This is a genomic window from Collinsella ihumii (genome assembly GCF_900046475.1).
In the GTDB taxonomy this organism is placed as follows: domain Bacteria; phylum Actinomycetota; class Coriobacteriia; order Coriobacteriales; family Coriobacteriaceae; genus Collinsella; species Collinsella ihumii.
Genome location: NZ_FCOU01000010.1, coordinates 105296 through 127341, shown reverse-complemented (window position 1 = coordinate 127341; position 22046 = coordinate 105296). Strand labels below are relative to the sequence as shown.

Below are 22046 nucleotides of genomic sequence, written 5' to 3'. Positions count from 1 at the left end.
AATCGAGTTATATACCCCTAGGGGTATAAAGTCAAGGTTTGGAAAAGGCGTACGGAGTGCGAGACGAGGTGGCCTGGCGGCTTGGCTGCGGATGTCAGCCCATGTTCGCGAAGCGCTCGACCGCTTTGGTGAAATCGGCGATGGTCTTGTCGGCGTCTCCGTGCTCGATGCCGTCGCGCACGCAATGCTGGATGTGGCCCTCGAGCACGACCTGCCCGCAGCGGTGCAGCGCGCTCTTGGCGGCGTTGATCTGCGAAAGCACGTCTTCGCAGGGGACGTCTTCGTCCACCATCCGGTCGATCGCCTGAACCTGTCCGATGATCTTTCTCAGGCGGCGGTGCAGGTTGTCGGCGTCCATGCATTGTCTCATTGCGGCTCCTCTTTTGGCGTTGTGCCCATAGTACCCAAAAGAGGGCCCGCAATCCTTAAGGAACCGCTGAACAATTCGTTACGTGTTCGCCGCCGCGCCGAGCTCATGGACGGGGCGGCGTGCGGCGGCCTCGATCCCTCCCGATCCGCAGTGCCTGAACGGGGCCGATGTCCCAGTTTTTTTATGCAGGTTCGGGCCGAGAATATACGGAACGTGCCATGGACCGCCGCAGGGGAGCGGCAATCGGCGTTCCCTCAGCGCGCTTCGATGGCGTTTTCGTACCCTGCGAGCTTTGAGGTGCAGTGCGGGCAGCGCGTCGCGTCGTCGGCGATCTCCTGCTTGCAATACGGGCAGATGCGCGGCGCGGGAGCCTGCTCCTTCTCGATCATGCTCGCGAGGCCCGCCTTCTTGATCGCCATCTCCTTGAGGTCGTTCATCGTGTTCACGGTCTTGACGATGGCGAACACGGCGACTGCGGTGATCAGGAAGCTGATGACGGCGGAGATGAAGGCGCCGAAGTCGATGGTCTGGCCGTTCAGCACGACCGCCAGGCCCTTGACGTCGGGGCTTCCGCCGATCGCCGCGATAAGCGGCTGGATAATCGTGGAAACGAGCGCGTTCACAACGGAGGTGAACGCGCCGCCGATGATGACGCCGACGGCCAGGTCCATTACGTTTCCGCGGCTGATGAACTCGACGAATTCCTGGATGATGCCCCTGTTGGCTCGAGCCATATCCACTCCTTCAGATGGACGCGTACGAAAAAGCGGCTGGAAGCCGTGTGGCCTCCAGCCGCTCTCAGGTGATCGGGTGGGCGACGGACATGCACGCACCGCGCTCAGCAGCGGATGCAAAGCGGCTGCGCGGCGCCGCCTGAAGCCGAAAGCTACTCATCGCCGAAGCTGATGCCGAGCGCCTTGGCCTCGCGCACGAGGTCGCAGGTGGGGTCGACGTACTTGAGCTTGCCGGCGACATCCTTGAGCGGCACGCGGGTCATCTTGCCGTCGACCTGCGCGATCATGTAGCCGAACTCGCCCGCGATGCAGCCGAGAGCGGCCTCGGCGCCGCACTGCGTGGCGAACACGCGGTCCTGAGCGTCGGGCTCGCCGCCGCGCTGGGTATGGCCGGGGATGGCGACGCGGGTCTCGCGGCCCGTGCGCTCCTCGATCTCGCGCGCGATGTCGTACACGATGGACGGCGAGGTGCGGGAGGCGACCTTCTTCTTGTACTCCTTCTTGGAGAGCTTCGCGTCCTCCTTGGTGATGGCGCCCTCGGCGACTGCCACGATGGTGAAGCGGCTGCCGCGCTCCATGCGGCGCTCGATGGTGTTGATGACGTTCTTCATGTCGAACGGGATCTCGGGGATGAGGATGACGTCGGCGCCGCCCGCGACGCCCGCGTACAGCGGGATCCAGCCGACCTTGTGGCCCATGATCTCGATGACGAACACGCGGCCGTGCGAGCTCGCGGTGGTGTGGATGTTGTCGATGCACTCGGTGGCGACCTCGACGGCGGAGGAGAAGCCGAAGGTGCGCTCGGTGCCCCACGTGTCGTTGTCGATGGTCTTGGGCAGGGCGATGACGTTCAGGCCCTCTTCGGACAGGCGGTTGGCCGTCTTGGTGGAGCCGTTGCCGCCGAGCATGAACAGGCAGTCGAGCTGCAGCTTGTGGTAGGTGTGGATCATGGCCGGGACTTTCTCGACGCCGTCTGCCTCGGGCGTGTCGAGAAGCTTGAACGGCGTGCGGCTCGTGCCCAGGATGGTGCCGCCGCGGGTAAGGATGCCGCTGAAGTCGTGCGGCGTCATGATGCGGAAGCGGCTGTAGATGAGGCCCTGGTAGCCGTCCTCAAAACCGTAGATCTCGAGATTGTCGGCGCCGACGTTGTTCTCCAGCGTCTTGACGATGCCGCGCATGGTGGCGTTGAGCGCCTGGCAGTCGCCGCCGCTCGTGAGAAGACCGATCCTCAGCATGATTCCCCCTCATACAAGGTGATGTAGAACTTGAAAAGTGTAGCGCAACAGATGCGGGGTGCGGCCGGCAAGACCGGGTATCGCCAAACCTTTTCTGGACCATTACGCACCCACCATGCAGCATCCATAAAGAAGCGGACAAAACAGTCGAGATGCCTGCGCAAAATTGCCTCGGGTCGGGCTCTTTCGCGCTGCCTTATACGCGAACGTGATATTCTGCTAGGAAAGCGCTGACCAATTCCTTACACGACGGCGGCTCCGTGCCGGGCGCCGCGAAAGCGATCGATCTGCGCTTCTCTAGACAACGCAATGGGGGCACAGGGGATGCGCGTCACGGGCGCGCGCATGCATAAGAGAGGGGCTGCAATGAAGGAGCTTGAGGATCGCATCCGCCAGGACGGCATCGTGAAAGCGGGGGACGTACTCAAGGTGGACGCGTTTCTCAACCATCAGTGCGACGTCGAGCTGTTCGACCACATGGGCGCCGAGTGGGCCCGCCTGTTCGAGGGTGTTCCCATCAACAAGATCCTGACGATCGAGGCGAGCGGCATCGGCATCGCCTGCATCGCCGCGCAGCATTTCGGCAACGTGCCGGTGGTGTTCGCTAAGAAGGCCCAGTCTATCAACCTGGACGGCGAGCAGTACTCCACGACCATCTACTCGTTCACCAAGAAGCGCGAGTTCCCGGTCATCGTGGGTCGGCGCTTTCTGTCCCCGGGCGATCACGTGCTCATCATCGACGATTTCCTGGCCAACGGCTGCGCGCTCGAGGGCCTGATCGCCATCGTCGAGAGCGCGGGGGCCACGGTCGAGGGCATCGGCATCGCTATCGAGAAGGGATTCCAGGGCGGTGGCGACAAGCTTCGCGAGCGCGGGTACCGCGTGGAGAGCCTGGCCAAGCTGGTCGGGATGGACTGCGAGACGGGCGAGCTCACCTTCGCCTAGGCTGTCCCCAGGCACGCCGCTTTGGCGTTCAATCGTCGGTCGACGTTCTGAGGCGTGCTCCCTCCTCTTTCGCAGTACATCGACGCATCTGGGAACCGCCTAGTGTCTGTCATGGCGAAACACTTGCGTGCCTAGGCACGCGTCGCTCCTCTTTCGGGGCAACCTGCCGCACGTGAGACTTGCCTTAGATTTGCGGCGGGCATTTGATTGATCTGCGGGCTCTCGGCTTGGTCGGGGGCCTTCTTTACGTATATATAGGAGGTGGCGAGATGGACGAGGGGCAGAAGCTGACGTATAAGGACTTCGCGGCGTTTGCGGCCATGTCGGCCGATGAGATCGCGCGGGACTGCGAGGTGCAGGTGTTTCATGCTCATGGGCCGGGCGGGCAGGGCGTGAACACGTCGGATTCAGCTGTGCGTATGCGCCACGTTCCCACGGGTATCACCGTCACGTCGCGCGAGAGCAGAAGCCAGTTCCAGAACCGGGCGAAGTGCATTGCCAAGCTGCGTGAGCAGTTCGAGCAGCGGGCCCGTCCGCCCAAGCGCCGCAAGAAGACGAAGGTGCCCGCCGCGGCCAAGCGCCGTCGTCTGGCCGATAAGCGCCAACGCGCGCAGACGAAGATGCTGCGCCGCCGCGTGTCAGGGGAGGAGTAGGGGCGGCAGCATCAGCCGCCTGCATGAAAGGCTGCCGGTATCGGCACGGCCCCAAACACTTCCCAACAGATTTCCTGCAATATCTTACTCATATCTAACAACTAAAAGACAGCACAAAATATAATACATTTTGCTATACTGAAGCTTGCATCAGCAAAGTCCGCTGCGGGCGGTGCTCCGATCTCTTTGAAAGGGGCGACGCCTATGAACGACGTTCTTGAAGTTCTCTCGGCTCTCGCAAACATCGCGAGCATCGCGAGGTGCCTTCTCGATCTCAGGAGGTTCCTCAAGTCCAAAGAGGAGGATAAGCAGCATGTGGATGACGTAGCGTAGACACGAAAGGAGCCTGATTGCAGTCAGGCTCCTCAGTCAAAACACCGCGCCGCCCGCGCTCCCGTTGACAAAGGACGGGCTTTGCTTATGCATTGCTAGTGTACCACGTCCAAGGGGAGTTTATTCATCTCGATGTCGGGCGATAGGGTACACACGATCAGTTCGGTCTGCGATGAGCCGATCTGCCAGGAAGCAAAGGTGCAAGCTTGGACCCGGTGAGGCTCGGCCGTGTTACGCCGGGCATGGGATGCTGTCGGTGCGGGTGCCAGTAAAACACGAGACGCGCAGCCATTCGTGTTGCCTTAGACCCCATTTGTGCGCAGTCTGCGAAGTGTTGGTAAGGGATCGTAACGAGCCTTCGGGGCGAGCGGGCACGCTGCCTTAAGCCATACTCCGCAGGTCAGCAAGGGTATGACCTTCGTCAAAATGTATACCTTTTGAAACACTTACGTTCGACCCAATTATACACATCGTTGAGGGGCGGCGTGTAAAGAAACCGCAGTTTCACATAGCGGCGCTGACCTTAGCGTTTGTTAATTCGACCCTCCTCAAAAGGTGTACCTTTTTGCGCTTTGCGCGCAGGCGGACACGGACAAGGGAGGGTCGGAATGGTCGTCGCACAGACGCAGGTCAAGCGCGCGTCGCGCATGGCCATGGGCCTCCCGTGCGGGCGCCGCGTACCGCGCGGCAGTGAGCGCTGGTACCTCCTCAGGGTCCGTGAGGGCGCGGAGGACGCCACGTGCGAGAAGCTGCTGCGCCTTACGCCGCGCGACATCCTGACCGACTGCTTCTGTATTAAGAAAGAGCGCTGGTTCAAGCGCGGGGGAGCATGGTCGCTGCAGACGATCCCCGCGTACCGGGGCTACGCCTTTGCGGTGACCGCGGACCCGGCGGCGCTGTACAAGCAGCTTGCAGGCACCAACACCCACGCCGAGCTCTGCGGAGCGGACGGCCGCGCCTGGATGCCGCTGTCGCCCGCGGCCCAGACGTGGTTCGCGCACAGCATGGACGAGCGCCACGTGCTGCGGGGCTCCACCGCGGTGATCGAGGACGGCATCCTGCACGTGACCGAAGGCCCGCTTATGGGCCAGGAGGCGCACGTGCGCGACGTGGACCGTCACCGCAGGCGCTGCATGGTGGACGTGGGCGATAGCGCCCTCGGGGGCTTCTCGGAGTTGATGGCCATAGATGTGCCCATCAAGACCTAGCGGCTCCGAGCTTGCAGCTTCTTTCGCGCGCCCCACGGGGACATAGCCCGCGGGGCGCGCGCAGGGAGCTGCCCTGCATAAGAACAATCCTTCCGGCCGGCAATCGTCGCGTATCGCGTTGGCGGATCCAGCGAGGGCATGAATATCTTCCCATGTGCCGTGCAGTCGGTGCGGGGCGGCCCGGCCATACGAACCCAGGGGGTCCTATGGCGCAAGCGAAGCTCTACGTGGTCCAGGTGCGCTCCGGCACCGAGGACCGGATGTGCCGACTGCTCGAGCGCGCGCTCGGCGACGCCGCCGAGGACGTCTTCACGCCGTCCTACGAGGCGCTGCGGGCGCAGCGTGGCGAGTGGCGGACCGTGAGCCTCAGACTTCTGCCGGGCTACGTGTTCGTGCAGACGCGCTGCCCGGAGACGGTGCTCGAGCGGCTGCGCGCGGCACCGGTGTTCGCCCGCCTGCTGGGTGCGGAAGGGGAGAAGTTCATGCCGCTTTCTGCCGACGAGGTCGCGTGGCTCACGCGCTACGCGGACCTCGACGAGCACGTGGTGAGGATGAGCTCGGGCGTCATCGAGGGCGACCGGGTCATCGTGTTGCGCGGGCCCCTGAAGGGCCACGAGTTCGAGATCAAGAAGATCGACCGCCACAAGCGCGAGGCAGATCTGGAAGTGCCGATGCTCGGCCGGGTGAAGAGGATTCGGGTCGGGTTGGAGATCGTGAGCAAGCGCTGACGGTCGTGTATCCACGTTGGGTCGAGTGTGTCGGATCTAACTGATGAGAATCGAATAGGGGAGGCGCGAGGCGAGGGCAGCCTTGTGGTTCCAGCTGAGGTGCGGGTGCCGGTTTCCGGTACGCGCGAGCGCGCGAGGAAGGACGCCCGCAAGGGCAAGCGCTACTCGCTCATGAGGAGCGCCGAGGCCTGGGACCGCTCCAGGCTCGGGTACCGGGTTGTGAAGCGCGCGTTCGACATCGTCTTCAGCCTGGCCGTGATCCTGGTCGCTCTGGTCCCTTCGATAATCCTCTGCGTCGCCATCCGCCTGGATTCGCCGGGCTGGCCGCTGTACGGCCAGAAGCGCGTGGGGCGCATCGGGCCGAACGGGAAGCCGAGGGAGTTCACCATGTGGAAGTTCAGGAGCATGGTGAAGGACGCCGACAGGCAGCTGGAGTCCCTGCTCGACAAGAACGAGGTCGAGGGCCCCATGTTCAAGATGGCAGACGACCCCAGGGTCACGAGGATCGGCCACTTCATAAGGAGGCACTCCATCGACGAGTTCCCGCAGTTCGCCAACGTCCTGCTGGGCCAGATGTCGGTGGTGGGCCCGAGGCCGCCGCTGCCCCGCGAGGTGGAGCAGTACGACGAGTGGGCCATGCAGCGCCTCGCCGTGAAGCCCGGCCTCACCGGCCCCTGGCAGGTGGGAGGGCGCTCCAACCTCGATTTCGACGACATGGTGAGGCTCGACCTCGGCTACATCGCGAGACGCGGAGTCAAGACTGACCTCGTCCTCATCCTCCAGACGATAGCAGTGGTGTGCACTGGGAAGGGGGCGCATTGATCGATGGGTCGAATTCCTGCATGTAAGCAGCCCCGACGCGTGGACGTCATCGGCGTTCCCATCACGGCGACCAATATGAACGACTGCCTTTCTTTCATTGATCGGAACCTGCCCGCCATCAAGGGCTCCTACGTCTGCGTCTCGAACGCCCACACCTGCGTCATGGCGCACGACGACCCCGTCTACTGGGAGGTCCAGGCAGGCTCGGTCATGTCGCTGCCCGACGGGAAGCCCCTGTCTGTGGTGGGGCGCAGGGAGGTCCCGTCCATGGACAGGGTCACCGGCCCGGACCTCATGCGCGAGATCTTCGCCATGTCGCCGTCGCGCGGATGGGGCCACTACTTCTACGGGGACCGGCAGCAGACGCTGGACGCGCTGCGCTTCTCGCTGGAGGGCGCCTATCCGGGTCTTGCGATTGTAGGCATGGAGCCGTCGGTCTTCCGGCCGCTCGCCGAAGGGGAGAAGGACGCCCTGTGCGGGCGGGTCGCGGAGTCCGGGGCCGACTTCCTATGGGTCGCCCTGGGCGCTCCGCGCCAGGAGGTGCTCTGCCATGAGCTCAGAGGACGGGTGCCCGCCCTCATGGTCGGGGTGGGCGGCGCTTTCAACGTGCTCGCGGGTCGCGTCCCGGAGGCGCCGCGCTGGATGCAGGACATTGGGTTCGAATGGCTCTACCGCCTCGTCCAGGAGCCGAGAAGGCTCTTCAAGCGATATGCAGTGACCAACACGAAGTTCATCGCGTACCAGCTCACGGGCGCGAAGCGAAGGAAGGGAAGCAGATGAGCGCCTTCGAGGGCAGGACACTCATGATTACCGGCGGCACGGGCAGCTTCGGCAACACCGTGCTCAAGCACTTCCTGGAGAGCGACGTCGGCGAGATCCGCGTCTTCAGCCGCGACGAGAAGAAGCAGGACGACATGCGGCACAGGTTGCAGGAGCGCTCGCCCGAGCACGCCGGCAAGGTGCGCTTCTTCATCGGTGACGTGCGCGACCCCAGGAGCGTGGCGGACGCCATGCGCGGGGTGGACTACGTGTTCCACGCGGCTGCCCTGAAGCAGGTACCCTCCTGCGAGTTCTTCCCGATGGAAGCGGTGAGGACCAACGTCATCGGCACGGACAACGTCCTGCACGCCGCCATCGACGCGGGCGTGGAGCGCGTGGTGTGCCTGTCCACCGACAAGGCCGCCTACCCTATCAACGCTATGGGCAAGTCCAAAGCCATGATGGAGTCCATCATCTACGCCAACGCCCGCAACGGCGCCGGCCGTACCACCATCTGCTGTACGAGGTACGGCAACGTCATGTGCTCCCGTGGCTCGGTCATACCCCTCTTCATCAAGCAGATCAAGGCCGACGAGCCCGTCACGGTGACCGACCCCGCCATGACCCGCTTCCTCATGAACCTCGACGAGGCGGTCGACCTCGTGCGGTTCGCCTTCGAGCACGCGAACCCCGGCGACCTGTTCATCCAGAAGGCGCCCGCCGCCACCGTCGGCGACCTCGCCGAGGCGGTGCAGGAGCTCTTCGGGCGCACGGGCACCCGCGTCATCGGGACGCGCCACGGCGAGAAGCTCTTCGAGACCCTCATGACGCGCGAGGAGATGCTGCGCGCCGAGGACATGGGGGAGTACTTCCGCGTGTCGGCGGACACGCGCGACCTCAACTACGACAGGTTCACTGTGGGCTCCGTGCGGACGCAGGCCGACGACTCCTATACGAGCCACAACACCCGAAGGCTCGATGTGGCGGGGACCGTCGAGAAGATCAGGACCGCCGAGTACGTCCAGCTGGCCCTCGAGGGCCGCGAGGGCGAGGCGGTGCAGTGATGAAGGTCCTCGTCACCGGCGCCAAGGGCTTCGTCGGGCGCAACCTCTGCGAGTCCCTGAAGACCATCCGCGACGGGAAGGACCGCCGCGAGCGCTACCGGGGCCTCCTGCCGCTCACCGTGTGCGAGTACGACGTCGACGGGACGCGCGAGGAGCTCTCTCTGTACTGCTCCGAGGCGGACTTCGTGTACAACCTCGCCGGCGTGAACCGGCCGGAGGACCCCGCCGACTTCATGAGCGGCAACCGCGGGTTCGCCTCGGAGCTGCTGGGCCTGCTCGAGCACCACGGAAACCGCTGCCCGGTCATGCTCTCGAGCTCCGTGCAGGCCTCCCTCGAGGGGCGCTACGCCGGGTCGGCCTACGGCGAGTCCAAGCTCGCGGGGGAGAGGCTGCTCCGGGACTACTCCGAGCGCACCGGCGCCCCCGTGTACATCTACCGGTTCCCCAACCTCTACGGCAAGTGGTGCCGCCCCAGGTACAACTCGGCGGTCGCCACGTTCTGCGACGCCATCGCCAACGGCCGGGAGTTCCATGTCTCCGACCCCTCGGTCGAGCTCGAGCTGCTGCACATCGACGACCTCGTAGCGTGCATGCTGGAGCTGCTGCTGGGCAACGTGCGGCCCGGGCCCGACGGCCTCTGCCAGGCGGGCCCCACGGACCGGGCGACGCTCGGGGAGATCGTCTCGATGCTGGAGGGCTTCCGCGACTCCCGCTCGGACCTCTCCGTGCCGGACCAGGCGGAGGGGTCGTTCAGCAAGAGGCTCCACGCGACGTTCCTGAGCTACTACGGGGAGGGCTCCCTCGCGTACCCTCTCCGCGCCAACCGCGACGAGCGCGGCTCGTTCACCGAGTTCCTGCGCACGCCGGAGCGCGGCCAGGTCTCCGTGAACGTCTCGGGGCCGGGCGTCACAAAGGGCAACCACTGGCACCACCGGAAGTGGGAGAAGTTCCTCGTCGTCTCCGGCGACGCGCTCATCCGGCTTCGCCGGGTGGGTCTCGGACCCGACGGGCGCCCGTTCCCCGTCGACGAGTACCGCGTCTCGGGCTCCGAGCCCGTCGTCGTGGAGATGGCGCCGGGGATGACCCACTCGATAACCAATCTCTCGGAGACCGACGACCTCGTCACCGTCATGTGGGCGAGCGAGCCGTTCGACCCGGAGAGGCCCGACACGTTCTACGAGGAGGTGTAGCCGTGGGGCGCAGGATCGGCTGGAAGCTCCGCGACAAGGCCGCGTACCTCGGTTTCGCCCAATCGAATATAGCCAGGATGGCGAACTGCTCCTGCGCCGCCAAGGCGGCGTTCTGCGCCCTCGCCGCCGCGGTGCTCGCCCTCTTCCACCAGGAGGGCCCGGACCTCCCTTGGGCGTGCCCAGCCGTCGTCGCCGCGATGGCGGCCGCGTTCTCGGCGTTCGACAGCGGCTACCTCCAGCTGGAGCGGCGCTACCGGGTCCTCTACAGGATCATCGACGAGGACCGTGCGGGCAATTACCCGACGGACATGCTGCCGCCCGCGCCCAGCGTCGTCGACGGCACGAGGCGCAGGGACGCGTACCTGAGCTGGTCGGTCGCGGGGTTCTATTCCGTCACGGCGGCGATCTGCGTCGCCGCCTCGCTGCTTCTGGGGATGTGATAAGACCGTGGGCAGGAAGATCTTCGTGTCGTACAAGTACGCCGACGACGACGTCGAGTTCATGGTCAGGAGCTATCCGAGGAGGACCACCGTACGCGATTACGTAAACGAGATCGAGGACAGGCTGGGCACGACCTCCCACATCTTCAAGGGCGAGCACGACGGGGAGGACCTCTCCGCGCTGAGCGACGGGGCCATATGGGAGAGTCTTAAGGACAAGATCTACGACAGCTCCCTCGCCATCGTCATGATCTCACCCGGCATGAGGGACGGCTCGAAGCCCGACCGGGACCAGTGGATCCCGTGGGAGATCTCGTATTCGCTGAAGGAGACGTCGCGCCGCGACTCGGAGGGAAACCCTGTGACGAGCAGGACCAACGCCATGCTCGCCGTCGTCCTCCCCGATTCGTCGGGGAGCTACGACTACTACCTCCATAGCCTTCCGTGCTGCCCGAAGGCGTGCACCGAGCACCGGACGGGGACGCTGTTCGGCATCCTGCGGAGGAACAAGTTCAACAGGGTCGACGCCGAGACTGTCCCGTGCTCGAACGACGGGTACTGGGTGGGGGATGTGTCCTATATCAAGGCGGTGAGATGGTCGGACTTCATCGCGGATATGGACCGCCACATAGGGGACGCGTATAAGAGGCGCGATGACATCGGGTCCTTCATGATCTCCAAGTCCGTGGAAATCTAGCATGACGAATCGAAGTGAGGCGATGATGGATAGCTGTCCGAAGGCTGCGTTCAGGGAAGATGGCCGTCTGAAGCTGCTGGTCATCGTGGGCACGCGGCCCGAGGTGATCCGCCTGTCTGAGGTGATCAAGAAATGCCGCAGGCACTTCGACACCCTGCTGGCGCACACGGGGCAGAACTACGACTGGACCCTGAACGGCATCTTCTTCGAGGAGCTGGGGCTGGGGTCCCCGGACGTCTACATGGACGCCGTCGGCGACGACCTGGGCTCCACCATCGGGAACATCATTGACGCCTCCTACAAGCTCATGGTCCAGGTGAGACCCGACGCCCTGCTGGTGCTCGGCGACACCAACTCCTGCCTGTCGGCGATACCGGCCAAGCGCCTGCATATCCCCATCTTCCACATGGAGGCGGGCAACTGCTGCCGGGACGAGAGGCTCCCCGAGGAGACCAACCGCAGGATAGTGGACGTCATCTCCGATGTGAACATGGCCTACTCAGAGCACGCGAGGCGATGGCTCGCCGCCACGGGTTGCGCGCCGGAGCGCACCTTCGTCACGGGCAGCCCCATGGCCGAGGTCCTCTCCGCGAACCTCGGGAAGATCGACGCCTCCGGCGTGCTCGGGCGCGAGGGGTTGGAGCCGGGCGGCTACTTCCTGCTCTCCGCCCACCGCGAGGAGAACATCGACGACGACGTGAGCTTCCTCTCCCTGTTCTCCGCAGTGAACGCCCTCGCCGAGGAGTACGGCAAACCGGTCCTCTACAGCTGTCACCCGCGCTCCAGGAAGCGCTTGGAGGCCACCGGGTTCGCCCTGCATCCGCTTGTGCGCACGCACGAGCCCATGGGCTTCCACGACTACAACAAGCTGCAATCGAGTGCCTTCTGCGTGGTGTCCGACTCCGGCACGCTCCCGGAGGAGTCGAGCTTCTTCGCCTCCATCGGTCGGGCGTTCCCGGCGGTGTGCATACGCACGTCCACCGAGCGTCCCGAGGCGATGGATCGCGGCTGCTTCGTGCTCGCAGGAATCGACGAGAGGGGCCTTCTCAACGCCGTGCGCACCGCCGTGGCGCTCGAGGCGGAAGGCTCCCACCCCGAGGCGCCCGTGCCCGACTACGACACGAGGAAGGTGTCGACCAAGGTCGTGAAGATCGTCCAGTCCTATACGGGCATCGTGGACAGGATGGTGTGGAGGAAGGGCCTGTGAGCATGACCGACGGTACCCCGACCACCGACGCGCTCGTGGACGAGGCGTTGGGGCTAGCGCAGGGGCTCGGCCGCCCGCTGCGCTACGTGCAGCTCAACAGCTTCTACAACGGGTCGACCGGGGCGATTATGAGGAGGCTCCACGGGCAGCTCTCCGAACGTGGGGTGGATTCCTACATCTTCTGGGGCAGGCGCCACGAGTCGATAAGCGACCGTGAGCGGTGCTGCGCCACCAAACTCGGTTACCTCTCCCACGGAGCCATGGTCCGTCTTGACGACCGAATGGGCTTCCACTCGAGGCGCGATACTGCGAAGTTGCTGAGGAAGCTGAACAAGATCGATCCCGACGTGGTGCACCTGCACAACATACACGGCTACTACGTGAACATAGAGATGCTCTTCGGGTGGCTTTCGTCCCATCGCTGCCAGGTCCGCTGGACTCTGCACGATTGCTGGGCGTTTACGGGCCATTGCGCGTACTTCACATATGTGAAGTGTGCGCAATGGCAGTCTCATTGCGCGTACTCGGGATGCTGTCCGCAGCTAGATACCTATCCCAGAACGATCTCCAGGCGCTCCTGCTCGAGGAACTTCGAGGACAAAAGGCGCATCTTCATGAGCGTCCCTCCCGAGAGGATGACGCTGATCACCCCCTCGCACTGGCTCGAGGGGCTGGTCAAGCAGAGCTTCCTGAAGGGTTATCCCGTCGAGGTCTGCTATAACACGATCGACAAGTCGGTCTTCAGGCCGACCCCGAGCGACTTCCGAGAGCGCTATGGAATAGGGGACCGCTTCATGATTCTCGGCGTGGCCTCTCCTTGGACCGAGCGCAAGGGGCTGGGTGACTTCGTGCGCCTTGCCTCTGAGCTTGACACGGAGCGCTTCGCCATCGTCCTTGTCGGTCTGACCAGAAAACAGGCCAAATCGCTACCGACAAGCGTCGTCGCCCTCGAGCGTACATCGTCCGCACAGCAGCTCGCCTCCATATACGCCACTGCCGATGTCTTCTTCAACCCTACTCGCGAGGACAACTATCCGACCGTGAACCTCGAGGCGGAGGCCTGCGGGACCCCTGTCATCACCTATAGCACCGGCGGCTGCCCGGAGACCATAGCGCTTCCCTCGTCGAAGGTCGTCCAGAACTATGAAGAATTTCTACTCGCTGCAGAGGAGATGAGCAGATGAGCCCTCAAACAACCGCTCCCCAGTTTCAGCGCCAGGGAGCGAAGCACTATCTTAAGTTCCCCGCCAAGGCTGCACTCATTGCGCTGAACAAGTTGAGCAACAGGAGTTATAAGAAGTTCTATCCGCGCTATTTGCGGTGGCTCGGCGTGAACATCTCTCCCAGTTCCGCCTCCTATGGCGACCCGTGGATAAGTCCCGCATGCGTTTTCGACGCGGCTGGCTATAACCTCATAACCATCGGGGATGGTACGACGATCTCCTTCGATACCGTCCTCCTTGTTTACGAATTAAGCATCGACAAATCTCTCTACGAGCGCGATAAAAGCCATGGCAAGCTCATCTCCCCCGTCGCGGTGGGCAGGAACTGGTTTATCGGTGCCCGTACGCTCGTCCTGTCGGACGCGACCATCGGCGACAATTGCGTCGTGGGGGCATCGTCGTCAAAAGAACCCATGCAGACGGCTCCATCGTCTGCTGCAACCCATCGAGGGTCGTGGGCGGCGTAGATGAATGCTTCAAGAAACATGAGTACAAAGAGGATATCGTGCATAGTCTCTACTAAGCGCCGCATCATGCTCATATCTCGCGCTGACGGCACGCGTGGCCCCCTCGGTGTGGCTCGTGCGGTGAATGCGTGGCTCGCTGACCGTCCGGATTGCCGTATGGTCGAAGTTGGCGGCGGAGCGGGCATGCTCCGCCTGCTAGCGAGTATCGCACTGCGTTTGCGCGGCTGGTCGATCTGCATCCATGCGAACGGCTACCGCGTGCCCTTGCTCATGCACCTCGTCTCATGCATCAACCGCTCTAACCGCTATTTCTGTGTGATGCATGGAGTGGTCAACGTCGAGAGCGCCTACCGCCCCGTCGAACGGAGGGACACGAGGCTCGAGCCCTACATCTTTAAGAACTTCCAGAACGTCATCTGCGTGTCGGACTTTGAGCGTAGAGAACTCTTCGCCATGTACGGTGAGAGGAATCGCGTTTGTGTAGTGCACAACGGGGTGGATATACCTCGAGGGATGGAGCAGCCGCAGCGCAAAGCCGCTCGCCTTGCACTGCTTGAACCCGTTACGTGTATCACGACGGGAGGATTCGAGCAGTGCAAGGCAGTTGACCTTGCACTGGAAGTGCTGGGCCATCTCTCCAAGCTTGGGCGTAGCGCGAAGCTCATTGTCTGCGGGCGGGACTCCGTCGAGACGGGATCCAACCGTGCACTCTGCGAGCAACTGGCGACTGACGCCGGCGTCGAGCTTGTTTATGAAGGCGAGATTGAGGACAAGGCACGTCTGCGGGAACTCTACGCCCAGGCGCACTTCTATGTGGGTTTGAGCCGTTTCGACACCTTCAACGTCTCCGTTCTCGAGGGTGCGGCAGTTGGCTGTGTACCCGTCATCTCCACGTTCTGTGGAGCCGCTGAGCTTTTCGATTCTGGTAGTGCCATTATTGTGGATATTAACAATCCCGCCGCCCTTGATACCGCCGCAGAACGTATGGCTGCGCTTGCGTCGGATGACATCGCGTACGAACAGCAGTCTTGTGCCGCTCGGCGGGTGGCTCAAGCCAATACTTGGGATTACGTTGCACAACGATATTGGGAGATTCTTAGCAATGGATGACATGTCATCAAAGCGGAGAGATCTAGTTGTCCCTAAAAAAAGCGAAATACTTTTCTGGATAGGCTTTTGGCTATTACAAATAAAGTTTATATGGCAAATGACAACATTACTGCCGAAGGAAGATATTGTTTTTAATTGTCTTCTTTTATTCGGAATATTGTTTCTAGGTTTTCGAGTTGCGATGCTGCTTCCATATTACAAATGTCCTTCTTTGGTGCTGTCAGGTATAGCCCTATCGTTATCTGCTTATTTCCTGTCAGGAGAGACAGTGCTGGTCACCACTCTGTTGACTGTCTCTGCTGCATCTGGAATGAATACACAAAAAGTATTCCGATTTTGGGCACGTGCGATGACTATAATTCTAGGATCAATGATTATAATCTATATTATCTTCACTATTATTGGTTATAAAACAGGGAATATGTATTATAATATCGGAGGATTCAGGGAATCTAGGAATGCGCTTTTTTTCTCTCATCCTAATGGTTGCGCTGCTTTCACTTTTGCATTTGCTGTGTGTCAATGCGTACGAAAAGATTTATCAGCATTGAGTAAAGTCATCTATTTTATTATATGTAGTTTAATTATCTTTTTTATAGCAGGCTCGAGAACATCCATGGTTGCACTGCTTGTTTTTCCTATATCGTATCTTGTTGTTCATACCATAATAAAGCGACATTTAATAATAAAAGCATCCATAATAGGTTATACTGTTATCGCGATACCTATCATATTAATGCTGTTTACATATTGGTTGAGTTCATACTGGTTTACAAGTCCGTTGTATTCTCAGGAAATAAATTATTTATTAACCGGCCGCCCACTTCTCTGGTGGGCACAGTACAGCTACCGGGGTTTGACGGTGTTTGGCCAGCATGCATTTCAAGGCTCTGTTCTCATTAGAGGCACTTACAATGAAATTAGTACCGTTGATGGCATGTATGCATCATTACTATTTAATATTGGACTAGCTGGATTTCTTTTTATCGTAATATTAATTTCCAAATTATATAAGCATATGGATCAAAAGCAATTAGATATAATAGACATCGCTGCTTATTCAGGAGCGTTCATTTCTGTATTCGCATTCGGTTTTTGTGAATGGCATGCTCTTAATGTGTTTGTCTGTATTCCGCTGTTGCTGATGAGTGAAGGCCTTGTCCTAAAGATTTGAGCCTGCAGAGCTGTAGTCATTCAGAAGTACCGTTGTAGAACCGTTGGTATATAGATATAACCAATTGGAAGAGGCCGAGGCTGTGTTGCTTGTTGCCATAAGATCCCTTTTTGCGAGATATAAGAACTTAAGTGTCCAAGTGAAGGCTTCTATATGGTTCATGTTTTGCTCGTTTATCCAAAAAGGAATTGCTTTTTTAACGACTCCACTTTTTACAAGACTGATGACTTCTGAGCAATATGGAATATATACTTTATATTTAGGCTGGGATAGTATTGTCAGTGTTTTTGCGACTCTCAATCTAGCGAATCAAGTTCTCAACAATGGTTTCTTGCGATACAAGGACAACGAGCATGCTCTTTCTAGCTCTGTTCTTGGACTGTCGAACACCGCAACTACCGTCTTGCTCATTGCTTATTGCGTGTTCCGGGAACAGGTGAATAGTTTTACCGGGCTTTCGACGCCGTATATGCTGGCCATGTTCTCTCAATACTACTTCAATATGGCTTTCTCGATTTGGGCGGTTAGGGAACGGTATCATTTTCGATATCAGGCTGTAGTTTTTGTGACGTTGACGCAGGCCCTCGCATCATCCTTGTTTGGTCTAGTTCTCGTAGGCCTTTCTAGGGAGAAAGCTTTAGCGAGAGTGATGTCCATTGCGGTTGTAAATATCGCCTTTGGGCTGGTATTGCATTTACGTCTGGTGAAGCTAGGGAAGACGTTCTTCTCTTTGGAAAAATGGCGCTATATGCTGAAGCTCGATCTGCCCCTCATCCCGCATTATCTTTCTATGTCGCTGCTTTCTGCTGCGGGACGGATTATGGTCGGAAACATATGTGGGGCAGCATCTGCCGCATTTTACAGTGTTCCATATAGCGCTGCAGCTACAATGAACTTGCTAGTTGGCAGCATCAATTCCTCTTTGATTCCCTGGTTTTATCAGCGAATGGAGGAGGGGGATTATGGACTGATTAGAAGGAAGACCTCTGCGATTCTCGTTGTTGTTGCGGCAACCTGTCTTACTCCCGTTCTATTTGGTCCGGAGCTAGTTATGCTTCTCGGTTCTTCGGAATACCTTGAGGGAGTTTGGGTGATGCCTCCAGCCGCAGCCGGGATATATTTCATATTCCTCTATACGCTTTTTTCTAATATTGAGCTTTACTATGAGAAGAGTTTTTCAATCATGGTTGCTTCGCTTGTGGCATCTGTTTTAAATATAGTTCTTAACGCAGTTTTCATCCCAGATTATGGATTTGTCGCCGCAGGGTTCGTCTCGCTTGCATCTTACGCCCTGCTTGCCGTAATGCATTTTCTGTTTGCAAAAAGAGTCTGCGCTGCAAAGGGACTAAAGCGGATGCCTGTTGATGGAAGGGCGGCATTTGTGATTTCCTTCGGAGTGGTTATTGTCTCCCTCGCTGCTGAGCTGCTCTATCTAAATGATGCTGTTCGCTATGTTTTGATCACAATTGTAGCGATCACTCTTGTGCATAAAAGGAAAACGGTTTTGACTGCAATGTCAATTGAAAAGGCTGGTGGGAAGATTGAATAAATCGGTTGTTTTCGCGCCATTAGATAGAGGGCTAAGATTCTGTAGTCATGCGTGTCTCGTGGTAAATGGATGCCTCTCCCGTACTGAATCATACTTGGAGAGAAGCAAGAACAGATATTTCGGCGAGAGATGCTTCATCATAGGCAACGGTCCTAGTTTGAACGGAGCCGATCTCGACCGTATATCGGGTATACCAAGTTTTGCTTCGAATAGGATTTACAACATATTTCCAGAGACTTCATGGCGACCCACCTACTATGCCGTATTCGATGAGGGCGTCGCTCGTCGCGAAGGCGTAGTTGATGGTATCAACTCGTTTGGGTGCGAGATGAAGTTCGTGAGAGAGCAAGGTTACCTCAAGGCGTATCGGAGGTTAACGGGAGACATTTGCTATTTACACGCGCATGATTCCAGAAAGTATCTGGAGGATCCTAAGTTTTCTACCGATCTTCGTCGAGGTGTTTACACCATAGCAACGGTTACCTATACGCTGATGCAGATTGCTTATCATATGGGTTTCCGTAATATGTATTTGCTCGGGGTCGATCATAAATATGCAAAAACTGTAGGCAGGGATGGAATAATAACTGAGAATGATGGCGTTCGGAGCTATTTCGGCGCAGATGGTAGCTGCGGGAAGAACATGGCGGGTGCGTCCTGGGAGATGGATATCGCCTATGACTATGCTGAGCGAATTTCCCATCAGCTCGGGTTCAGGATTTATAACGCAACAAGAGGCGGCTGCCTTGAAACATTTGAGCGCGTTGATTTCGATGATGTCGTAGGGTGAGTCCTGTCCTACGCGGAAGTTACTTCTTATGGTCGTCTCGGTAATTCATCTTTAGGAATTCTAATTGTAAAAGGCGATGTGTGGAGTTTTTCGGAAAGAATTGTTTGACATCCCGCCGTGGAAAAGCGTCAGGCTCTTCCGTGGCGGAAGGGACGCTTTCTCGATAAATGGACTGGAGCATATTGGATGCCTTGATGTAAAAGACGCTTTTTTGGGGTTGGTAAACGGCGGGCCGAGAAGCCTGCAAGATGGAGATAAGGCTATCGGCGAATTGGAAGGAGGAGGAAACGGATGGCAGTAGAGTCTGTCGCGCCGATTAAGATGAGAAGCGGGCACGTATCGGAGAGACCTTCGATGTTTGTCTGGCGGCATTCTGCTTAGGGTTCTCCTTCAGAATCTTTGCTCATCTGCTTGTTGATTAGGTCGAGCTAAGTAGATTGCAGCGACGTATTATGCTTACGCTGGAGATAATTGTGGATGGGCTTGCCAATAGTGCTCTTCCGATGCACGGGTGGTGCGAGTCCTCCTGGGCGGGGTCCCTCTGAGCCCGTCCAACTATAACCCCGAATTTACCACAGGGGCTCAAGACTCATAATTCGCTTTTGTTGAGATGAAGGAGCTCCATGCTATCTATCTGTGGCGTTACCGGGGAAGAGCGGGTGCATATGAGACCGCCTCGCGCTGTGTTGGAGCTCGACCAGATTGAGGCGCTTGGCATTAACTGCCCCTAGGACTTACTCCTGTTCGATTGACAGGGAAGCCTAGATTAACGATTGATACCGCAACGTTTGACGGCATGGGGAAGGGGGCGGGTGTTCTAGGCACATCGCGTTGAGGCATTGGGCTGCGGGGATGTGCAGCCTCTGGGTTTTGAGAAGGATGGAGTTGCGTCTTTCGCAACGGGGATAGTCGAGTTCAGAAAGGTGGTGTAGCGGCATGAGCTACACGAGCGATGTGAAGGTTTTAGCGGTCATTCCAGCAAGATACAAATCCAGCAGGTTCCCGGGCAAGCCGCTGGTCGACATCTGCGGCAAGCCGATGATCTGGTGGGTGTACCAGCGCTGCCTGGCTGCGGAGACGCTCGACGAGGTCCTCGTCGCGACCGATGACAGCAGGATCTCGGAGGCGTGCGAGGAGCTCGGTGTGAAGTGCGTGATGACGTCTGAGGGGAACCTGACGGGGACCGACAGGGTCGCGGAGGTCGCGGAGGCGATTCAGGCGGACCTGTACGTGAACATACAGGGCGACGAGCCCCTGCTCGAGCCGTCCACGATCGACGCTGCGATCCGGCCGTTCTTCGAGGACGACGGCATCGAGGTCACGAACCTGATGACCAGGATCACCGACCCGGTGGACGTCGTGAACTTCACGATTCCGAAGGTGATCACAAACAGGGAGCTCGTGGGGGTCTACCTCACGCGCGCCACGGCCCCGTACCCGAAGGGCGCCATCGGGTACCCGTACTACAAGCAGGTCTGCGTGTACGGGTACAAGCCAGAGGCGCTCAGGTTTTTCCGGGACTACGGGAGAAGGTTCGGGAAGGCCAAGATCGAGGAAATCGAGGACATCGAGATCCTCAGGTTGATCGAGAACGGTTTCAAGGTCCAGTACGTCGAGGTCGACTCCGACACCGTCGCAGTCGACACCCCGAAGGACCTCGCGAAGGTCAGGTCCATCATGGAGGGCCGTCTCTCCCGGTAGCGGCGCGTTTTTCGGAGCTTTGAGAACGGAATAGAGAGGAATGCAGGGTCTGGTATGGGCAATGTGAGGATACTCGACTGCACGCTGCGCGACGGCGGCTACTGCAACGGCTGGGAGTTCGGCGTCGCCGGCTCCCGCGCGATCGCCCGGAGCCTCGTCGAGGCGGGCGTCGACATCATCGAGTGCGGCTTCCTGACGGATAGGGTGCGGCACCACGAGGGGTCGACCAGGTTCAACACCGTGGAGGGGGTCGGGTCGATCATCCCGGCCGACAGGGGCTCCCGCCTCTTCGTCGCCATGGCGAACTACGGGGAGCTCGATGCGGATGCGCTGCCCGAGTGCGACGGGTCGTCAATCGGGGGCATCCGCGTCGCGTTCTCGAAGCGCGACCGCTTCGAGGCGCTCGAGATGTGCCGCGAGATTAAGGAGAAGGGCTACCTCGTGTTCATCCAGGCGATGGTGTCCCTCTCCTATACCGACGAGGAGTTCCTCGACCTCATCCGGCGCGTCAACGAGATCGGGCCCTACGCCTTCTACATTGTTGACAGCTTCGGCGTCATGAAACGCAGGGACATGCTCAGGCTCTTCTACCTGACGGACCACAACCTCGCGGAGGGCATACCGATAGGCTTCCACTCCCATAACAACATGCAGCTTGCCTACTCGAACGCCCAGACGCTCGTCGATATGCGGCCGGTCCGCGACCTGATTATCGACTCCTCGATCTACGGGATGGGCAGGGGCGCCGGTAACCTGTGCACAGAGCTCTTCGTGGACTATCTCAACGATGGGTACGGCGGCGCCTATGATTTGAGGCCGCTGCTCAAGGTGATTGATGATGTGGTCGGCCAGTTCTACTACAGGCGGCCGTGGGGCTACTCCCTGCCCAACTTCCTCTCCGCGTCGCACAGCGCCCACCCGAACTACGCTGGGTGGCTTGCCGACAAGGATACGCTTACCATCGGGAGCGTGAACGACATCTTCGACATGATGGACGAGGAGCATCGGCTGAGGTTCGACAAGGCCTACATCGAGGACCTCTACGATGAGTACATGTCCGCCCGCGGTGGGGAGTCAGGAGGCGTCGAGGGTATTCGTGAGCTCCTCAAGGGAAAGCGGGCGCTCGTGATCTGTCCGGGCAAGAGTTCGGACGAGGAGTCGGATCTCATCGCCGACACTGTTGCGCAGGCCGATACCGCTGCCTTCTCCGTGAACTTTTTCTATCCGCACGCAACGGTGGATGTTGTCTTTGCGAGCAATATGAGGCGCTGCGAGCGCCTGCCGGGCGACCTGCGGGGGAGCAAGCTCGTCGTCACGTCGAACATCGACGCTCCCGGGGCGTATGCGGTCGTCGACTACTCCTCTCTCCTGAACGGAGAGGAGCCGGTGCGTGACAACGCCGCGCTCATGCTCGTGCGCCTGCTGATCTCCCTTGGCGTCGATGAGATCCTGTTGGCGGGTATGGATGGGTACTCCCCCCTGCCCGAGGAGAACTACTCGGGCGACCGGGTCTCTAAGGTCGTCGACAGAAAACAGTACGAGGAAATCAACCGCGGGATGAGCCGTGTGCTGGGGGAACTCGTGCGAGAAGCTGATATTAGGTTCCTCACCACTCCGCGCTACGTGACGGTCGGGGAGGATGATTGA

22 protein-coding genes and 1 pseudogene are annotated in these 22046 nt (G+C 59.5%); 20 read left to right on the top strand and 3 right to left on the bottom strand.

The features are described 5' to 3' along the window. Positions 1-94: 94 nt before the first annotated feature. The 3 genes from BN3789_RS08580 to BN3789_RS08570 all read right to left on the bottom strand — a co-directional run bounded on the left by BN3789_RS08580 (position 95) and on the right by BN3789_RS08570 (position 2339). Entirely contained in the window at positions 95-370 is a 276-nt protein-coding gene (locus tag BN3789_RS08580; RefSeq protein ID WP_066832956.1) for a metal-sensing transcriptional repressor, read from the bottom strand. Between the two features lie 254 nt (positions 371-624). Beyond that, positions 625-1104, bottom strand: a complete 480-nt coding sequence (gene mscL / locus BN3789_RS08575; RefSeq protein WP_066832953.1) for a large conductance mechanosensitive channel protein MscL — start codon at positions 1102-1104, stop codon at positions 625-627. Positions 1105-1256: 152 nt separating this feature from the next. Beyond that, a complete protein-coding gene (locus BN3789_RS08570) occupies positions 1257-2339 on the bottom strand; it encodes a 6-phosphofructokinase (RefSeq protein WP_066832950.1) in 1083 nt (360 codons plus the stop codon). A gap of 366 nt (positions 2340-2705) precedes the next feature. On the opposite strand from BN3789_RS08570, the gene BN3789_RS08565 reads away from it, so the two are divergent. The 20 genes and pseudogenes from BN3789_RS08565 (at position 2706) to BN3789_RS08480 (ending at position 22046) form a co-directional block, all read left to right on the top strand. Next, on the top strand, positions 2706-3284 hold the full coding sequence (locus BN3789_RS08565; protein WP_066832947.1) for a xanthine phosphoribosyltransferase: 579 nt from the start codon (positions 2706-2708) through the stop codon (positions 3282-3284). Between the two features lie 344 nt (positions 3285-3628). Further along, positions 3629-3937, top strand: a pseudogene (locus BN3789_RS08560) (peptide chain release factor-like protein); the annotation flags it as partial. A 204-nt stretch (positions 3938-4141) separates the two neighbouring features. Then, positions 4142-4270, top strand: coding sequence for a hypothetical protein (locus BN3789_RS13355; protein ID WP_267872875.1), 129 nt, complete (start codon positions 4142-4144; stop codon positions 4268-4270). 608 nt (positions 4271-4878) lie between these two features. Next, complete coding sequence (locus BN3789_RS08555) at positions 4879-5478, top strand: hypothetical protein (RefSeq protein ID WP_066832941.1); 600 nt, start codon at positions 4879-4881, stop codon at positions 5476-5478. A gap of 206 nt (positions 5479-5684) precedes the next feature. Next, positions 5685-6206 (top strand): antiterminator LoaP, encoded by a 522-nt coding sequence (loaP, locus tag BN3789_RS08550; RefSeq protein ID WP_066832938.1) that lies wholly within the window; start codon positions 5685-5687, stop codon positions 6204-6206. Positions 6207-6290: 84 nt separating this feature from the next. Beyond that, positions 6291-7028, top strand: a complete 738-nt coding sequence (locus BN3789_RS08545) for a sugar transferase (RefSeq protein ID WP_229254284.1) — start codon at positions 6291-6293, stop codon at positions 7026-7028. A 39-nt stretch (positions 7029-7067) separates the two neighbouring features. Further along, positions 7068-7808, top strand: a complete 741-nt coding sequence (locus BN3789_RS08540) for a WecB/TagA/CpsF family glycosyltransferase (RefSeq protein ID WP_161938996.1) — start codon at positions 7068-7070, stop codon at positions 7806-7808. Next, entirely contained in the window at positions 7805-8851 is a 1047-nt protein-coding gene (locus BN3789_RS08535; RefSeq protein ID WP_066832923.1) for a polysaccharide biosynthesis protein, read from the top strand. The genes BN3789_RS08540 and BN3789_RS08535 overlap by 4 nt, the downstream gene beginning before the upstream one ends. Next, positions 8851-10041 carry a polysaccharide biosynthesis C-terminal domain-containing protein gene (locus BN3789_RS08530; RefSeq protein WP_066832920.1) on the top strand — a complete coding sequence of 397 codons (1191 nt, stop codon included), beginning with the start codon at positions 8851-8853 and terminating at the stop codon, positions 10039-10041. Before BN3789_RS08535 ends, BN3789_RS08530 begins: the two co-directional genes overlap by 1 nt. A 2-nt stretch (positions 10042-10043) precedes the next feature. Next, positions 10044-10481: a hypothetical protein gene (locus BN3789_RS08525; RefSeq protein ID WP_066832916.1), complete on the top strand. Its 438-nt coding sequence runs from the start codon at positions 10044-10046 to the stop codon at positions 10479-10481. Positions 10482-10488: 7 nt separating this feature from the next. Further along, positions 10489-11178 (top strand): TIR domain-containing protein, encoded by a 690-nt coding sequence (locus BN3789_RS08520; RefSeq protein WP_066832914.1) that lies wholly within the window; start codon positions 10489-10491, stop codon positions 11176-11178. A 1-nt stretch (position 11179) separates the two neighbouring features. Then, positions 11180-12385, top strand: a complete 1206-nt coding sequence (locus BN3789_RS08515) for a UDP-N-acetyl glucosamine 2-epimerase (RefSeq protein WP_324608433.1) — start codon at positions 11180-11182, stop codon at positions 12383-12385. A 2-nt stretch (positions 12386-12387) separates the two neighbouring features. Beyond that, positions 12388-13569 (top strand): glycosyltransferase, encoded by a 1182-nt coding sequence (locus BN3789_RS08510; protein ID WP_079989212.1) that lies wholly within the window; start codon positions 12388-12390, stop codon positions 13567-13569. Beyond that, positions 13566-14075: an acyltransferase gene (locus BN3789_RS08505; RefSeq protein ID WP_066832912.1), complete on the top strand. Its 510-nt coding sequence runs from the start codon at positions 13566-13568 to the stop codon at positions 14073-14075. The genes BN3789_RS08510 and BN3789_RS08505 overlap by 4 nt, the downstream gene beginning before the upstream one ends. Further along, complete coding sequence (locus BN3789_RS08500; RefSeq protein WP_079989211.1) at positions 14076-15185, top strand: glycosyltransferase family 4 protein; 1110 nt, start codon at positions 14076-14078, stop codon at positions 15183-15185. Continuing rightward, positions 15178-16359: a hypothetical protein gene (locus BN3789_RS12760; RefSeq protein WP_147569637.1), complete on the top strand. Its 1182-nt coding sequence runs from the start codon at positions 15178-15180 to the stop codon at positions 16357-16359. Before BN3789_RS08500 ends, BN3789_RS12760 begins: the two co-directional genes overlap by 8 nt. Positions 16360-16423: 64 nt before the next feature. Then, on the top strand, positions 16424-17908 hold the full coding sequence (locus tag BN3789_RS08495) for a lipopolysaccharide biosynthesis protein (RefSeq protein ID WP_147569635.1): 1485 nt from the start codon (positions 16424-16426) through the stop codon (positions 17906-17908). A gap of 94 nt (positions 17909-18002) precedes the next feature. After that, positions 18003-18698 carry a 6-hydroxymethylpterin diphosphokinase MptE-like protein gene (locus tag BN3789_RS12425; RefSeq protein ID WP_161938994.1) on the top strand — a complete coding sequence of 232 codons (696 nt, stop codon included), beginning with the start codon at positions 18003-18005 and terminating at the stop codon, positions 18696-18698. 936 nt (positions 18699-19634) lie between these two features. After that, on the top strand, positions 19635-20399 hold the full coding sequence (locus tag BN3789_RS08485) for a 3-deoxy-manno-octulosonate cytidylyltransferase (protein WP_202615107.1): 765 nt from the start codon (positions 19635-19637) through the stop codon (positions 20397-20399). A 54-nt stretch (positions 20400-20453) separates the two neighbouring features. Beyond that, positions 20454-22046, top strand: a complete 1593-nt coding sequence (locus BN3789_RS08480) for an aldolase catalytic domain-containing protein (protein WP_066832902.1) — start codon at positions 20454-20456, stop codon at positions 22044-22046.

Coding starts and splice junctions, on each gene's coding strand:
- BN3789_RS08480 (WP_066832902.1), top strand. CDS start 20,454: ATGGGCAATGTGAGGATACTCGACTGCACGCTGCGCGACGGCGGCTAC.
- BN3789_RS08515 (WP_324608433.1), top strand. CDS start 11,180: ATGACGAATCGAAGTGAGGCGATGATGGATAGCTGTCCGAAGGCTGCG.
- BN3789_RS08500 (WP_079989211.1), top strand. CDS start 14,076: ATGAATGCTTCAAGAAACATGAGTACAAAGAGGATATCGTGCATAGTC.
- BN3789_RS08530 (WP_066832920.1), top strand. CDS start 8,851: ATGAAGGTCCTCGTCACCGGCGCCAAGGGCTTCGTCGGGCGCAACCTC.
- BN3789_RS12760 (WP_147569637.1), top strand. CDS start 15,178: ATGGATGACATGTCATCAAAGCGGAGAGATCTAGTTGTCCCTAAAAAA.
- BN3789_RS08485 (WP_202615107.1), top strand. CDS start 19,635: ATGAGCTACACGAGCGATGTGAAGGTTTTAGCGGTCATTCCAGCAAGA.
- BN3789_RS08555 (WP_066832941.1), top strand. CDS start 4,879: ATGGTCGTCGCACAGACGCAGGTCAAGCGCGCGTCGCGCATGGCCATG.
- BN3789_RS13355 (WP_267872875.1), top strand. CDS start 4,142: ATGAACGACGTTCTTGAAGTTCTCTCGGCTCTCGCAAACATCGCGAGC.
- mscL (WP_066832953.1), bottom strand. CDS start 1,104: ATGGCTCGAGCCAACAGGGGCATCATCCAGGAATTCGTCGAGTTCATC.
- loaP (WP_066832938.1), top strand. CDS start 5,685: ATGGCGCAAGCGAAGCTCTACGTGGTCCAGGTGCGCTCCGGCACCGAG.
- BN3789_RS08570 (WP_066832950.1), bottom strand. CDS start 2,339: ATGCTGAGGATCGGTCTTCTCACGAGCGGCGGCGACTGCCAGGCGCTC.
- BN3789_RS08505 (WP_066832912.1), top strand. CDS start 13,566: ATGAGCCCTCAAACAACCGCTCCCCAGTTTCAGCGCCAGGGAGCGAAG.
- BN3789_RS08510 (WP_079989212.1), top strand. CDS start 12,388: ATGACCGACGGTACCCCGACCACCGACGCGCTCGTGGACGAGGCGTTG.
- BN3789_RS08565 (WP_066832947.1), top strand. CDS start 2,706: ATGAAGGAGCTTGAGGATCGCATCCGCCAGGACGGCATCGTGAAAGCG.
- BN3789_RS08535 (WP_066832923.1), top strand. CDS start 7,805: ATGAGCGCCTTCGAGGGCAGGACACTCATGATTACCGGCGGCACGGGC.
- BN3789_RS08580 (WP_066832956.1), bottom strand. CDS start 370: ATGAGACAATGCATGGACGCCGACAACCTGCACCGCCGCCTGAGAAAG.